The organism is Gilvimarinus polysaccharolyticus, assembly GCF_001187555.1.
GTDB lineage: Bacteria > Pseudomonadota > Gammaproteobacteria > Pseudomonadales > Cellvibrionaceae > Gilvimarinus > Gilvimarinus polysaccharolyticus.
The window spans coordinates 1,381,124-1,395,895 of the sequence record NZ_LFIJ01000002.1; the positions used below are offsets into that span (position 1 = coordinate 1,381,124).

Annotated in this window: 11 protein-coding genes; 7 read left to right on the top strand and 4 right to left on the bottom strand. The window is 49.9% G+C overall.

Annotated elements, in window-relative coordinates; all coding sequences use genetic code 11:
* The first annotated feature begins 34 nt into the window (after positions 1-34).
* On the top strand, positions 35-583 hold the full coding sequence (locus tag GILYN3_RS14595) for a DUF3617 domain-containing protein (RefSeq protein ID WP_049723681.1): 549 nt from the start codon (positions 35-37) through the stop codon (positions 581-583).
* A gap of 298 nt (positions 584-881) precedes the next feature.
* Here GILYN3_RS14595 and GILYN3_RS14600 read toward each other — a convergent pair whose 3' ends face one another.
* The 4 genes from GILYN3_RS14600 to mobA all read right to left on the bottom strand — a co-directional run bounded on the left by GILYN3_RS14600 (position 882) and on the right by mobA (position 4,549).
* A complete protein-coding gene (locus tag GILYN3_RS14600; RefSeq protein WP_049723682.1) occupies positions 882-1,250 on the bottom strand; it encodes a VanZ family protein in 369 nt (122 codons plus the stop codon).
* Positions 1,250-2,104: a universal stress protein gene (locus tag GILYN3_RS14605; protein ID WP_049723683.1), complete on the bottom strand. Its 855-nt coding sequence runs from the start codon at positions 2,102-2,104 to the stop codon at positions 1,250-1,252. The genes GILYN3_RS14600 and GILYN3_RS14605 overlap by 1 nt, the downstream gene beginning before the upstream one ends.
* 30 nt (positions 2,105-2,134) lie before the next feature.
* On the bottom strand, positions 2,135-3,619 hold the full coding sequence (locus tag GILYN3_RS14610) for a SulP family inorganic anion transporter (protein WP_049723684.1): 1,485 nt from the start codon (positions 3,617-3,619) through the stop codon (positions 2,135-2,137).
* Positions 3,620-3,928: 309 nt separating this feature from the next.
* Complete coding sequence (gene mobA, locus GILYN3_RS14615) at positions 3,929-4,549, bottom strand: molybdenum cofactor guanylyltransferase MobA (protein WP_084005471.1); 621 nt, start codon at positions 4,547-4,549, stop codon at positions 3,929-3,931.
* Positions 4,550-4,832: 283 nt separating this feature from the next.
* Between mobA and GILYN3_RS14620 the strand changes: the two genes are divergently transcribed.
* The 6 genes from GILYN3_RS14620 (at position 4,833) to GILYN3_RS14645 (ending at position 14,745) form a co-directional block, all read left to right on the top strand.
* Entirely contained in the window at positions 4,833-6,281 is a 1,449-nt protein-coding gene (locus tag GILYN3_RS14620) for a catalase (protein WP_049723685.1), read from the top strand.
* 150 nt (positions 6,282-6,431) lie between these two features.
* Entirely contained in the window at positions 6,432-7,094 is a 663-nt protein-coding gene (gene pdxH, locus GILYN3_RS14625; RefSeq protein WP_049723686.1) for a pyridoxamine 5'-phosphate oxidase, read from the top strand.
* Between the two features lie 35 nt (positions 7,095-7,129).
* Complete coding sequence (locus tag GILYN3_RS14630) at positions 7,130-8,104, top strand: NAD(P)H-quinone oxidoreductase (RefSeq protein ID WP_084005473.1); 975 nt, start codon at positions 7,130-7,132, stop codon at positions 8,102-8,104.
* 64 nt (positions 8,105-8,168) lie between these two features.
* Entirely contained in the window at positions 8,169-9,374 is a 1,206-nt protein-coding gene (locus GILYN3_RS14635; RefSeq protein WP_049723688.1) for a CaiB/BaiF CoA transferase family protein, read from the top strand.
* Between the two features lie 418 nt (positions 9,375-9,792).
* On the top strand, positions 9,793-13,092 hold the full coding sequence (locus GILYN3_RS14640; RefSeq protein WP_049723689.1) for a TonB-dependent receptor: 3,300 nt from the start codon (positions 9,793-9,795) through the stop codon (positions 13,090-13,092).
* Between the two features lie 120 nt (positions 13,093-13,212).
* Complete coding sequence (locus GILYN3_RS14645; RefSeq protein WP_049723690.1) at positions 13,213-14,745, top strand: tryptophan halogenase family protein; 1,533 nt, start codon at positions 13,213-13,215, stop codon at positions 14,743-14,745.
* The last annotated feature ends 27 nt before the right edge of the window (positions 14,746-14,772 follow it).

The following is a 14,772-nucleotide window of genomic DNA, read 5'->3' on the forward strand; positions in this document are numbered from 1 at the left end:
TCAAACACTATTTATTGGCTAAAAGGACGAACCTATGAAATTGCTTAAACACGTTATGGCCTTCAGTACTATTGGTGTTTTGGCGCTTAGTGTAAGCGCTACCCAGGCGGCAGACTCCAACATGAAACCCGGCTTATGGCAGCACCAGTTACAGTTCACCAGCGAGACGGGTGAGTTTGAGCGGATGATGCAGCAATTACGCGAGCAGATGCAAGCTATGCCTGCCGCGCAACGCGAGATGATGCAGAACATGATGAAGTCGCAGGGCGTCGATTTTGACTTCCAGAACCAAACATTTAAAACCTGCCTCACCCCAGAAAAAGCCGCCGAGGGCAACCTAGCGTTAATGGAAAATAACGATTGCGAAGAAACCGCTCGTAGCAGCAGTGGCGATAGCACGACGATTACTTTTGCCTGTAGTGGCGAAACTCGTTCGGAGGGCACAATCACGCTTGATGGCGATACTCGTTACTCAGGCGAGTCTAGTGCCGATGTCGAGCTGCAGGGTAAACTTCAGAAAATGACCGTCGCTCATCAAGGCGAATGGCTAGACAGCGATTGCGGTGATGTCCAACCCCAGTAATCTTATTATATTAAAGATCCTACGGCAGCAGGCTGTTACCGTAGGGTCTTTAATGACCTGCCGCTCGCCGTTGTTCTAAATCCCAGATCATTTTAATGCAGTAAGAATGTCACGCTCTTTGCCCGTCCGGTATTCTAAAGCGGCGCTTACGCCCCGTTTATCTGAGTGCACTAACGCGTATCCAGTTTAAATCCAGCCGCTCACCAGTACTTTCTCTCGCAAGTTTTGTGTGCATTTATACAGGATAATGACACGTGCTTAAGTCGAAGACTTGTAATGTAAGCTAGTTCTATAACACTTATTTTTCCAGCCGGCTAACAACCAACCCCGCCAACCACCACACCAACAATCCCAACAAAATTCCTGCAGTATTGGCCGCAATATCGCGCACGTCAAAGCTGCGCCAAGGTAGGGTGTATTGGATGCACTCGATAGCCGTAGAAAATAAAAACAGAACCATAAAACGCCATAGGCTTGAGCGTTTGCCAAAGGCAAAGCCTATAGAGACTCCCGCCGCAACGTATCCACTAAAGTGCATCAGTAAATCGTTATAGTCGCCAATTGCGGCTCCCGGGTTTTTGGCTACGCCAAAACCGATATAGCTGACAAGCATGACAAAAAACTGCGCGACGCACAGCATACGCCACGTGCGAAGGCAGATTTTCATTAGCGTAATACCAGCAGTGAGATCCGCGTACGGCGGATCATCGCGGTGGTGGTTGAGCCAACAATAAAGTGACGAATTCGTGAGTGGCCGTAGGCCCCCATAATCAGTAAGTCGATATTTTGTTGCTGCTGGTAATCGGCCAGAGCTTTTTCTGCGTCGCCCGCGACTAAGGCGGTATTGCTGTCAAAGCCGGCAGCCTTGAGGGTGGCTTGAGCTTTGGCGAGTGCTGCCTGGTTGTCTGGGGTGTCGCTACCGGCCATGACTAGATGGCAGCTGATACCTTTAAACAGCGGGCTTGCGGCTACCATCTCGATACATTTAAATCCGGTGGCACTGCCATCAAAGGCGATCATGATTTGGCTGGGGACGGTAAAGCTTTGCTGCGCGATAAGCACCGGGCAGTTCATGGTGCGAATAATGCCTTCTAGGTGGCTGCCGATATGACCGTGGGCGCTGGCGGTATCAGCGCCACGTTTGCCCACCACCAGCATGCGGGTTTCATCTTCTAAATCTTTTAGGGTATCGAGCAGTTCGCCGTGCCGCTGGCGCGATTCTAGCTCGGCAATGCCGTGGTTGCTCACGCGCTCACGCGCCGCTTGTAACATGGCTTTACCTTGCTCCATAGCGATCTTGCTGCGGCGCTCGTCAAGGCCGGCCAGCTCTTCTAGCAGCGCTTCTTGTGAGCCTAGACCAATGGTGCCACTTAAGTTGGTATTGCTTGGGTGCGGTAAATTGGCCAGCACATGCAGCAGGCTTAAAGGGGCGCCCATTTGTTTGGCAGACCAAGCCGCGTAATCACAGATGGCTTGGGCATATTGTGAATCGTCGATGCAAGCGATAACTTTATTGCGCATTGGAGTATCCTTTTTATTGGCCATTAGCGGTTAGTGACCCATAAGTTGGTCGATTGCTTCGGGTTTGTCGTGTACCGCAAAGCGATCGACTAACGTGGCGCTGGCTTCATTGAGACCGATCAGTTCGACTTCGGTGCCATCGCGACGAAACTTAAGTACCACCTTATCCAGTGAGCTAATAGCGGTAATGTCCCAAAAATGAGCGCGGTGCAAATCGATGGTAACTTTATCCACCGCTTCTTTGAAATTAAAGCCTGCGATGAACTGCTCGGCCGAGGTGAAGAATACTTGGCCGATGACTTGATAGCTGCGGTGCTCACCGGCTTCGTCAATCGTGCTGCCAATGTAGAGAATGTCGCCCACTTTGCGGGCAAAAAACAAGGCGCTAAGCAGTACACCTAACAGTACGCCTAAGGCCAAGTTATGGGTGGCAACCACCACGGCGACAGTACTTACCATCACAATGGAGGAGCTTTTAGGGTTACTGCGCAAGGCCGCGACAGATGACCAGCTAAAGGTACCAATGGATACCATAATCATCACCGCTACCAGCGCGGCCATAGGAATTTGTGCTACCCAGTCGCCTAAAAACACCACCAATATCAGCAAAAATACGCCGGCAATTAAGGTCGATAAGCGGGTGCGGCCGCCGGATTTAACGTTGATAACCGACTGTCCGATCATGGCGCAACCGGCCATGCCGCCCAAAAAGCCCGAGGCGATGTTGGCGGTGCCTTGACCGACACATTCACGGTTTTTATTACTTTCGGTGTCGGTTAAATCGTCGACAATGGTCGCTGTCATCATCGACTCAAGCAGCCCCACGACGGCCATAGTGATGGCGTAGGGAAAGATGATTTGCAGTGTCTCAAAGTTAAGCGGGATATCGGGCAGTAAAAATATTGGCAGGCTGTCGGGCAGCTCACCCATGTCGCCCACGGTGCGGACATCGATGCCAAAATAGATGGCGACAATGGTTAGGCTGACAATACACACCAGAGGTGAAGGTACTGCGCGAGTGATATAGGGCAGTAAATAAATAATACCCAGACCTGCGGCCAGCAAAGCAAAGACGGACAAGGTGGCATTGGCGCCGGTGATCTCGGGCAATTGTGCTAAAAAGATCAAAATTGCCAAAGCGTTAACAAAACCGGTCACAACCGAGCGTGAGACAAAGCGCATCAGCCCGCCCAACTTAAATAACCCGGCAATAATCTGAAACACCCCGCACAGGACCGAGGCGGCCAGCAGGTATTGCAATCCGTGGTCTTTTACCAAGGTGACCATTAGCAGTGCCATGGCGCCAGTGGCGGCCGAAATCATAGCCGGACGACCACCCGTAAATGCAGTCACAAAGGCAATACAAAAAGAGGCGTATAAGCCCACCTTGGGATCGACACCGGCAATAATAGAAAAAGCGATAGCCTCTGGAATGAGAGCGAGTGCGACGACAGAGCCGGAGAGTACATCGCCGCGAATATTGCTAAGCCAGTGTTGGCGTAAATGGTTCATCATGTTTTGGGTATCCAATCAGTCAATGCTAGGCAGTGCTTAGGCACGCCTATCGCATTGCTTAAATGTTCGTATAAAAATCAGGTGATCAAAGCGTGTAAAGGTAACTCGACGAGAGGCAGTTTACGGTTAACACGCGAAACAGACAGTTAGGCGGGCATACGCCTATGGTGGAGTGATCGTCGCCATAGGTTCTAATAAGGTGCGTATTAACAAGTGAGTCATTGTATTTTAAAGACGGCTGTCTATCTGGGTTGCTCAATAAAGCGCCGCAGTGTAGCAAAAAGGGCGACTTTTGTCGCGCTGGGGATGTTAGCCAATTTTGCCCAGTAGTTCTTGGGCGAGATACAAATCGGCGGGCACATTGATGTTTAAAAATGGGTCGCAGGCCTCAGAGGTAAACTCGACGACCGCGTGCGGACGCTCGGCGATCCAGTGTTGTAACCACGGAATATCGTCGCCGCTGCCAAGGGTCGCGGCAAAATCCGATAGTAGACTCTTATGCCACAGGGCAAAAACGGGCTGCATACGACCGCCGGAGCTTGCCACGATAATTTTTGTCTCATCGCTGCTGGCGGCGGCGAGCTGTTCGATTAAATTGGTGGGGAAAAATGGTGTATCGCAGGCAAAACTGGCCAGCCACTCGCTGTCACTGTTTGTGCTCATCCAACTCATAGCCGCGTGAATGCCAGCCATGGGGCCGGGGTTGTCGGCAAACACATCGGGCACCACTGGCAGCTTAGTGCGGGCAAAGCGCAAGGCATTACCATTAGCACTGAGTAACAGTTCGCTGACTTGATCGCGTGAGCGCTCGACGCTGTGGGCTAATAAGGTTTTGTCGCCCAAGGGCAGTAAGCATTTGTCACCACCACCCATGCGGCGCGCAAGGCCGCCGGCCAGAAGGACACCTACAGGTTTTTGCGGCTGGCTCATGATACCTCGAATTTGTAGAAATAAGCGCCAATTATACGGTGGCTAATCGTTGCGCGGTAGCCATTTGTACCTGTGAATTCACAATTCGTCCAGTGCTGCTATAAGTATAGAGCGGCTATCGGTCTTACGGCTCCATTGGCCTATAAATTAATGCTATTGATTTCATTCTTACAATTAATTTTACTAATGCGGTGTGGTGCTTATACTAAGGTCATTGTGTTGAATTGAGTTTCTATCATAGATTCAGCGTGTTACTGCTAAACCTCGTAAGGAAAACGCAACCATGAATAAAACGACATTAACAACCTCCGCCGGCGCCCCCGTCACTGACGACAACAATAGCATTAGTGCGGGTGAACGCGGGCCGCTTACATTCGATAATCATTATTTATTTGAAAAACTGGCACATTTTAATCGTGAGCGAATTCCTGAGCGGGTTGTCCATGCCCGTGGCACGGGAGCCTATGGAACCTTTACGTTAAATAGCAGTTTGCAGGATCACACCATTGCCAGCTTTTTACAGAAAGTCGGTGAGCAGACCGACGTTTTTGTGCGCTTTTCTACCGTCGGGGGTGGGCAGGATTCTAGCGATTACGCTCGCGATCCGCGCGGTTTTGCGGTTAAGTTCTACACTAATCAGGGCAACTTTGATGTGGTGGGTAACAATACGCCGGTGTTCTTTTTACGTGACCCAATAAAGTTTCCCGACTTTATTCACTCACAAAAGAAAAACCCGCGCACTAACTTACCCGATCCGCAGGCTGTGTTTGAGTTTTGGGCCAACCACCCGCAATCGTTGCATCAAATGACAATTTTGATGAGTGACCGGGGTATTCCCGCCAGCTACCGTCATATGCATGGTTTCAGCTCACACACCTTAAGTTTTTGGAATGCTAAGGGTGAGCGCGTGTGGGTTAAATGGCATTTTAAATCGAACCAGGGGATTAAAACCTTAACCGATGATCAGGCCATGAAGCTTCCGGCGTTTGGTGCGCAACAGGATTTAGTCGAGGCGATTGATCGCGGCGATTACCCAAGCTGGGCGGTGAAACTGCAAATTATGACCGAGGCGCAGGCCGAGAGTTATCGTATCAATCCGTTTGATTTGACCAAGATTTGGCCGCATAAAGATTTTCCTTTGCAAGAGGTGGGCACGCTGGAGTTGAATCGCAATGTACAAAACTATTTTGCCGAAACAGAGCAGGCGGCATTTGCGCCGAGCAACTTGGTACCAGGCATAGGCGCCTCACCAGACAAAATGTTGCAAGCGCGGTTGTTGGCGTATCAAGATGCGCAGCGCTATCGTGTCGGGGTAAACCATAACCAGTTACCGGTGAATAGCCCGCGTTGCCCGGTTAACAATTATCAGCGCGACGGCCAAATGACCGGCTGTCCTTATAGCGGTGGTAGCGTGCAAGGCTCTGGGGCAAACTTTTATCCTAACGATCGTGCCGCAGAAGGTGCGCCGGATGTGAGCAATCACGTACCCGAGCCGCCATTGGCTTTGTCGGGTGCCGCGGCGACACACTATGATACCTCGGACGATGATCACTATACTCAGGCGGGCGACTTGTACCGTTTGATGAGCGATGATCAAAAGCAGCAGCTGGTGGGCAACATTGTCGGCGGCTTGAGTCAGGCCGACGATTCAGTGCAAGAGCGTATGGTGGCCTTGATTAGCCGTTGCGATACTGAATACGGTGCTCAGGTGCAGGCGGCACTTAACGCCTAAGGCGCACATTTGTTTTGCTCGTTGAGGATACCCGCCGCCTTTGGCAGCGGGTATTTTTTTGCTTGCGAAACAATCGTCTAAACTTTATCGGTACTCGGCGCGTATAATAACAACTCAATTAAAAGCGGTTAGACCAAGAAAGGCTCGGTAATGAATCAAGACCCTAAGCAGCAGCAAAAACTTGAACAGATGCGGCGCGAGTACACACGAGGTGGTTTGCGTCGTGATGATTTAACCGGTGACCCACTGGCGCAGTTTCAGCGCTGGTTTGATGAGGCCGTGGCGGCCGAACTTGGCGACCCTACGGCCATGGTGTTGGCAACGGTTGCCGAGAGTGGTCAGCCGTCGCAACGTATCGTACTGCTTAAGCGTCTAGACGAACGAGGCTTTGTGTTTTACAGCAATCGGGCGAGTCGCAAAGGTGGCGAATTGGCGCACAGTGGGTTAGCAAGCTTGTTGTTCCCTTGGCACCCGCTGGATCGACAGGTCAAAGTAGCGGGACGGGTTGAGGTATTAGGGCAAGATGATGCGGAGGCTTACTTTGCCTCGCGTCCTCGTGAAAGTCAGCTAGCAGCTTTAGCCTCACAACAGAGTGAGGTGATTGAATCGCGCGCCGCACTGATGGCGGATTTTGAGGCTCTTACGGCGCGTTACGCTAACCGGCCGATACCGCTGCCGCAACATTGGGGTGGTTACCGAATCGTGCCTACCGAGGTAGAGTTTTGGCAAGGCGGCGCGCATCGCCTGCACGACAGTTTTCGTTACTCCCAGCAAGACTCTGGCGAATGGCGAATTGATCGACTCGCGCCATAAAACGTGTAATAGATAAAGGTGCGATTAACACTGTTATGACATTACCTACAGCGATGCAAGCACAGGTTATTGTTCATCGCCAGTTGCAGCTGCAAACGCTGGAGTGCCCGCGCGCAGCTGCCGGACAGGTGCTGATTCGCGTTGCCGCGGCAGGGGTAAATCGCCCCGATGTGATGCAGCGCCAAGGTTTATACCCAGCCCCAGAGGGCGCTTCAGAATTACCTGGGTTAGAGGTTGCGGGCACGGTCGTCGAATGCGGTGCAGGTGTTAGCCGCTGGAAAATCGGTGATCGGGTGTGTGCGTTGGTTAACGGTGGTGGCTACGCCGAATACTGTGTCGCACCGGTCGGTCAAGTGTTGCCGGTGCCACAGGGGTTTAGTTGGGAGCAGGGCGCGGCACTGCCCGAAACGTTTTTTACCGTTTGGCACAATGTGTTTCAACGCGGAGCGCTACAGGCGGGTGAAACTTTATTGGTGCATGGCGGTACCAGTGGTATAGGTACCACTGCCATTATGTTGGCCCGCGCGTTTGATGCGCGGGTAATATGCACGGCCGGTAGCGATGAAAAATGCCAAAAAGCGCAAGCCATAGGTGCTGACATTGCTATTAATTATCGCCGCGATGATTTTGTCGCGCGGGTAAAAGCAGAGGGTGGCGCCGATGTTATTCTCGATATGGTGGGCGGCGATTATATTGCCCGCAATATTAAAGCGGCGGCAGTCGATGGGCGTATTGTCAATATCGCTTATTTGTCGGGCAGTCGGGTTGAGCTGGATTTTATGTCGGTGATGCTTAAGCGTTTAACCCTAACGGGCTCGACTCTTCGGGCGCGCTCGGATGAGGTGAAAGCCGCACTTGCCAAAGAGCTGGAGCAACATGTTTGGCCGCTTTTAAATCGGGCTGTTGTGACCCCAGTGATGGCGGCAGAGTTTGCGCTAGCCGAGGCGAATCAGGCTCACGAACTGATGGAGTCTAGCCGTCATGTCGGCAAAATTGTGCTGACCCTATGATGCGCTACTCTCTTCTTGGCTAACCCGGCACAGTCTTAATAATAAAGAACAATAGGGAAGTTTTATGAGTCAATCTGACCCCCGCCCGTTGGCTGGCATTCGGGTTATTGAGTTCGGCCAATTAATTGCCGGCCCTTTTGCCGGTTGTTTACTGGCTTATTTTGGCGCCGAGGTTATTAAAGTTGAACCGCCCGGTAAAGGTGATCCGATTCGTGGTTGGCGCGCGCTAGACGATGGTACCTCGTTTTGGTGGCGCAGCATTGGTCGCAATAAAAAGAGTATTACTCTCGATCTTAAATCAGAGCGGGGCCGTGAGCTGGCGTTGGATTTAATGCGTGACGCCGATGTGGTGATCGAAAACTTCCGCCCAAGTGTGATGGAGTCGTGGGGTTTGGGCCCCGATGATGTTAAAGCACTAAATCCTGCGTTGGTGTACACGCGCATATCCGGCTATGGCCAAACGGGCCCTTACGCGGCCAAGCCTGGGTTTGCCTCGGTGTGTGAGGGGGTTAGTGGTTTTCGTTACGTGAATGGCCACCCCGGTGATGCACCAGTGAGGCCCAACTTAAGTATTGGTGATTCTATCGCCGGATTGCATGCGGCCTTTGGTGTGGTGTTGGCATTGCTTGGACGCAAACGCAGCAACGCTGAAGTCGGTCAGGTGGTCGACGTAGCACTGTATGAGTCTATGTTTAATTTAATGGAGGGAGTCATTCCCGAATACTCTGGGGCAGGTATCGTGCGCGAGCCCTCGGGCAGTACCGTTACCGGCATTGTCCCTACCAATACCTATCGCTGTTTCGATGGCAAGTATGTCGTTATTGGCGGTAACGGAGATTCGATTTTTCAGCGTTTAATGACGGCCGCCGGGCGTCCTGATATGGCGGCTGATCCGCGTATGGTCGATAACGCCGGAAGGGTTAAGTGCGAAGAGGAGATCGACCGTGCCTTGGCGAGCTGGTGTGCGGGCAAAGACAGCGCTGCAGTGTTGGCCGAGCTAGAAGCGGCCCGTGTACCGTCTGGTCCTATTTATAGCGTTGCCGATATGTTTACCGACGAGCACTTTAAAGCCCGTGGAATGTTTGAGCGGGTAGAAGTTAATGGTAAGGCGCTGGATATCCCTGCCATCGTGCCAAGGTTGACCGATACCCCGGGGCGTACCGACTGGCCCGGAGCTGAGGTGGGTAGCCATACCGCTGCTGTTTTACAGGATTTACTGGGGTTAACTCCCGCCGCTATAGCTCAGCTGCGTCAAGACGGTGTTGTGTAAACAGAGATAGCCATAACTTATTCGCCTTAAATTCAAAGAGCGATCCTTCTGTATTTGCCTTAAACCGGGCGGCTTTATAACGGCTGCCAACAATCCTCACGGCAAATCGATCAAGTCTGCAAAATAGCCCTAACCAATTGAAAGTAAAGCCAATAATCGATCAGCTTTAAAGGCTGTAGCGGTGGCAGAGTCTCGAGTTATTTACATACGCTTGACAACGTTGTCCTGGGTGAGTAAAACTTCTATCTTAGCTTGTCTAAAAGTGTGATATTTACTAACATTCTTGGCGTACTTTACGGACGGAGCGCGGTGCGAATTTTAGCTAGGGTAAGCGGTATTCATTAGTAGGCTAACAGCGCAAGTGCAGTGAGTGTTTCGGTCCATCAACAAAAATAATATAAATAGAGGTTAGGTGGCTATGCAATTTCATAAAAAATTACTCAGTATTGCAGTCTGTGCAGCAACAGCCGGAGTGGCGTTACCCGCGATGGCGCAGGATCAGAGCGCAGACTCTGTAGAGGTCCTAGAAGAAGTCGTGGTTCGTGGTATGCGCGTAAGCATTGAAAACGCGCAGGATATTAAGCGTTTTGCAGATACGGTTAAAGACGTTATTACCGCCTCTGATATTGGCGCTCTGCCCGATAAAAGTGTGACCGAAGCGCTGCAGCGAATTCCCGGTGTAACGATTGAACGGTTTGCCTCTTCCAGCGACCCTAAGCACTACGCGGATGAGGGGACAGGGGTGTTGGTACGTGGTCTCGATCGTGTGCGCTCAGAAATTAACGGTCGTGACGCCTTTAGCGCTAACCCTTGGGGTGGTTTAAGTTATGAAGACTTTCCAGCCGAGTTGTTAGGCGCGGTAGAGGTTGTTAAAAACCAAACGGCCGATCTTATCTCTGGTGGTATAGCCGGTACGGTTAACCTAATTACTCGCAAACCTTTTGATTCCGATGAGCAGTTGTTGTCGTTTTCGGCCAAGGCAAGCTACGGTGATTATCGTGAAGAAACTACGCCTTCGTTTTCAGCGTTGTTTTCAGATAGCTGGGAAACCGATGCGGGTAAGTTTGGCTTCTTGATCTCCGGCGCTTTCTCAGAGTACAAAACCCGAGGTGATGGTGTTGGTTTGGGTAATTTCCACGAGCGTGGTGTAGACACGACTCCGCCTGCAAGTTGGGATCATTGGGGTGGGCTTGTCGGTCAGCCTGGTAAAGTGGTTGGCCAGTGGGATAGCCCATGTATGGACTATAATGGCAATAACGCTTGGCAGTGGGACGCTAGTTGTACGGGGCCTACCGCTAATGTTATCCCTCCAGAGGATGCTCATGTTTCACCGTATGAAGGCTCAGCGATTGAAGGCCAATTAGAAGGTACTTCACTATATACCCCTGCGGCAATTCACATGAGCACCGCGGACAATGATCGTGAGCGTACAGGTTTTACTACCTCTTTGCAGTACGCCAACAATGATGAAACCATTGTGGCGACCTTAGAGCACATCAACTCTAAAGCTTCTCTTGAGTACACAGAGCGCCAAATTGGCCAGGCAGCGCAGGGCTTTAAAGGCTTTATGGCAAGCTCACATGATTGGGTAGATGATGCCGAAAATGGTTATCCACGCACCTTTGATGAAGATGGTTTTTTAACCTCAGGTGTTGCGTTGGGTAATAACATTGAAGTGCCTATGAACTATCGTACTCGTTGGAACTACAACGAAAATACGGTTGAAGACACCTCCCTTAATGTGACGCTGACGCCAACCGATCGTTTAACGGTTGGGCTGGATTACCAACACGTAGACTCAGAGCAAATCGTCCATAACTACGGCATCTCCGCGCAGACTCGGGGTGGTCCTGTTGCCAATGTATCGCCTTACTTTGTTGATTTACGTGGCGATCGTCCTACCGTTGAATACTTGAGTGATGCAGTTCAGAGCCCTGGTTGGGCCAGAGACGCAGACGGCAATGCGCTTGTAGGAGTTGAGCCAAACCTGTTCTTAGGTTCGGGTATGGAGCAAGAGCAGCATAATACCGCCAAAGCCGATAGTTTTAAAATTGACGTTGATTATCAGTTTGATGGCGTATTTACCGGTATTAAAGCCGGTGTTTACTTCTCAGATAAAGACTTAACCGTTCGCGATACCAACTACGAAGGTTGGTCTGCTATCGGTACACCTTGGATCGAAGCAGACCGCGTGGCCGCTTCATCGTATCTAAGTCCTGAGTTGTTTGAGGCTGTTGATTTCTCTGGTTATTACGATGGTGAAGTGTTGCAAGGGCCGGTTAACAGCTTCTTGTTCCCTGATGCAGAGCTTGTTAAAAACTATGCCGATTCACTGCGCCAAGGCTGTGCCGATGGTTGGCACAATGCCACCAGCAGCGCGGCTAATGGTGGTGTTTGTGACGGTGTTTATGTGCCTTATACCGACAAGCCTAATCGGGTAGACGGGCCATTTGCAGCTCATAATATCAGCTCGTCTAACGAGCAACGTACCGAGTTTTATGTGCGTGGTGATTTTGAGTTTGATGACCTAGCCGTGCCCATTAAAGGTAACGTAGGTTTACGTTATGTAAGTTACGAGCTGGAGTCTACCGGTGCGTTTGTGCATCCTAGTCTGCAAACTCGAGGCGAACCAGGCACCTCACTCAATGATGTAATGCAGAACGATTACCCTGCATTGTATGACATCGCCACGGGTGAGTCTGCGCTGAGTACAGTTCAAGGCACCGATTACGACACAGTACTGCCAAGCTTAAACTTAAGTTTTGGTGTGGCTGAAGACGTGGTAGTACGTTTTGCGGCATCGCAAGGGTTGTACTTTCCAAGCTTGGTCGACACACGAAATATTACCGTTTTGAGCGTGGACTACACCAGACGCTTGCAAGACCCAGACTCGCCTCAGGACGATATAACCAACCCGGTTGTCGCTCTTGATGGTGTTAATTATACAGCGTATGCGAGTAACCCTTATCTGGAGCCTGAAGAGTCAACCAACTTGGATTTGACTGCCGAGTGGTATTTCGCCCCTGCGGGTTCCTTAACGGTTGGCCTGTTTCACAAAGAGTTGGATAATATTATCCGCAATAAGCAGTTTGATCTGCCTGTCGAAAACGGCGGTGTAGACTATGATGTTTCTGCTTATGGCCCAGATAATACTGGCTCGGGCACTATTCGTGGTGTGGAGTTCTCTTACTCGCAGTTCTACGATTTCTTGCCGGGTGCTCTAAGCGGTTTAGGTATGCAATTTAACTTTACCTACATCGACCAGCAAGGTTTGGAAGATCCCAATGAGCCTGTAGTTGGCTCGGGTGGCCTTGGCTTCTTAGAAGACGGTAGCCGGCTTAATGATAGCCGCAACTCCTTCCGTGTGTTTAGTGATTTGCCTCTGCAAGGTTATTCTGATGAGAACTTGAATGTCGTGGGTATGTATGAGTACGGAGATGTATCGTTCCGCTTGGCATACACTTGGCGTTCGGAGTACTTGTTGACCTTGCGTGAGTCTGAGGAGTTTGTACCTGCTTACGCCAAGCCACAAGGCATGATGGATTCCAGTTTTTATTACACTATCAATGACAACTGGAAAGTGGGCATCGAGGCCAGCAACTTGTTGGGTACCGAGACTGAAACTCGCTATCAGTTGAACCAAGAAGGTGATAAAACTGAGGCGCTTAACTTCATGACCGACCGTCGTTATGCGTTAAGCCTTAGAGCAACCTTTTAGTAAAGCGTGCTAGTAAAATGGTTGATAAAGCGCGCAGCAGAAATGCTGCGCGCTTTTTATTATTTTACGTTTTTTCTTTGACGGTACGCTGTAAATTTGCATGCAAGAGATGTTACTGATATGAAAATAAAAAAAGTGGCGATTGTGGGCGGTGGCACAGCGGGCTGGCTGGCGGCAAATCATTTGGGACTTGAGCTTAGCGCGAGGGAGGGTTTTAGTGTTACGGTGGTAGAATCTAAAGATGTTCCTACCATTGGCGTTGGTGAGGGAACCGTTGCCGTCATTAGAAAAAGCCTAGAAAAGCTTGGGGTTAGTGAAGCCGAATTATTATTGCGTTGCGATGCTACGTTTAAGATGGGCATTAAGTTTGTAAACTGGATGGCACCTAAAAAAGATAATTTTTACTACCATCCTTTTGATGCGCCATATCCTTTAGGTGTTGATGCCACTGATTATTGGCTGTCTAATAAACCGACTGGTTCATTTTATGAGTTTTCTGAGTTAGCTAAGACGTATCTGGCCGCAGAGGGCAATCTATGCCCAAAATTACGTAACTCTCCGCCTTATCAGGGCGTGGTTAATTACGCCTATCACTTTGACGCTAAAAAGTTTTCTGAATTGTTGGCCGACAATGCAAAGCGTAGGTTTGATGTTTTATACAAACAAAAAACGGTGTTGTCTGCTAATCTCGATGACAATGGCTTTATTGAGTCTTTAAATTATGATGATGGCGAGACGGAAGGGTTTGATTTTTTTGTTGATTGTAGTGGGTTTAGTGCCTTACTTATGGAGAAAGCACTGGGTGTTGGGTTGGTTGATAAAAGTGATCAGATTGCTCCAGATCAAGCATTGGTTTTACAGGTTGCCACAAGTTCGGATGATGAAATAGCGCCTTACACAACAGCTACAGCACACACGGCAGGATGGATTTGGGATATTCCGCTAACAACACGACGAGGTACTGGGTTTGTGTATTCTTCAGCCCACATGACAGAGCAACAAGCCATGGCAGAGTTTGAGCTTTATCATGGCGCTAACTTTTGTCAGAGCAAAGTTAGAAAGATACCTCTAAAGACCGGCTATAGAGAGAAGTTCTGGTTAAAAAATTGCACGTCACTTGGTTTGGCTCAAGGCTTTGTCGAGCCGTTAGAGTCCACCTCGATTGTTATTACTGATTATTGTGCGTCTTTGATAGCTAAACTTCTACCAGATCATCGAGATCATTTGGAGGCTCGTGCCCAGCAAGTAAACCGGCGAGTTGAATACATTTGGGAAAGAGTTATTGATTTTGTACAACTGCACTATCTAATTTCTGATCGCCAAGATAGTGCTTTTTGGCGAGACTGTACTGCACCTACTAAAATGTCTGACTTGCTTCGCGAGAGGCTGTTGCTTTGGAAAAACTTTATACCAACACATTACGATTTTTCAGCAGATATAGAGTTTTTTCAGCGCGAAAGCTTTTTGGCTATTTTATATGGTATGAACTACCCTACCAAAGCACTCGAAAATAACGCCGAATACGATGAGTTTGTTAAGGTTAAAGTGGCGGAGCATTTTCAAGCAATGACGTCATTGGCCGAGTCGTTAACCCCGCAGCGACAATGGATTAATGAGTTTTATGCTTATGCAGCGAATGTAAATAAGGTTTAAACCGTTTTTGAGTGATAGCCGATACTG

Bases quoted from the DNA above. Each gene is read 5' to 3' on its own strand.
- pdxH (WP_049723686.1), top strand. From the start codon at position 6,432: ATGAATCAAGACCCTAAGCAGCAGCAAAAACTTGAACAGATGCGGCGC.
- GILYN3_RS14605 (WP_049723683.1), bottom strand. From the start codon at position 2,104: ATGCGCAATAAAGTTATCGCTTGCATCGACGATTCACAATATGCCCAA.
- mobA (WP_084005471.1), bottom strand. From the start codon at position 4,549: ATGAGCCAGCCGCAAAAACCTGTAGGTGTCCTTCTGGCCGGCGGCCTT.
- GILYN3_RS14600 (WP_049723682.1), bottom strand. From the start codon at position 1,250: ATGAAAATCTGCCTTCGCACGTGGCGTATGCTGTGCGTCGCGCAGTTT.
- GILYN3_RS14595 (WP_049723681.1), top strand. From the start codon at position 35: ATGAAATTGCTTAAACACGTTATGGCCTTCAGTACTATTGGTGTTTTG.
- GILYN3_RS14645 (WP_049723690.1), top strand. From the start codon at position 13,213: ATGAAAATAAAAAAAGTGGCGATTGTGGGCGGTGGCACAGCGGGCTGG.
- GILYN3_RS14635 (WP_049723688.1), top strand. From the start codon at position 8,169: ATGAGTCAATCTGACCCCCGCCCGTTGGCTGGCATTCGGGTTATTGAG.
- GILYN3_RS14610 (WP_049723684.1), bottom strand. From the start codon at position 3,619: ATGATGAACCATTTACGCCAACACTGGCTTAGCAATATTCGCGGCGAT.
- GILYN3_RS14640 (WP_049723689.1), top strand. From the start codon at position 9,793: ATGCAATTTCATAAAAAATTACTCAGTATTGCAGTCTGTGCAGCAACA.
- GILYN3_RS14630 (WP_084005473.1), top strand. From the start codon at position 7,130: ATGACATTACCTACAGCGATGCAAGCACAGGTTATTGTTCATCGCCAG.
- GILYN3_RS14620 (WP_049723685.1), top strand. From the start codon at position 4,833: ATGAATAAAACGACATTAACAACCTCCGCCGGCGCCCCCGTCACTGAC.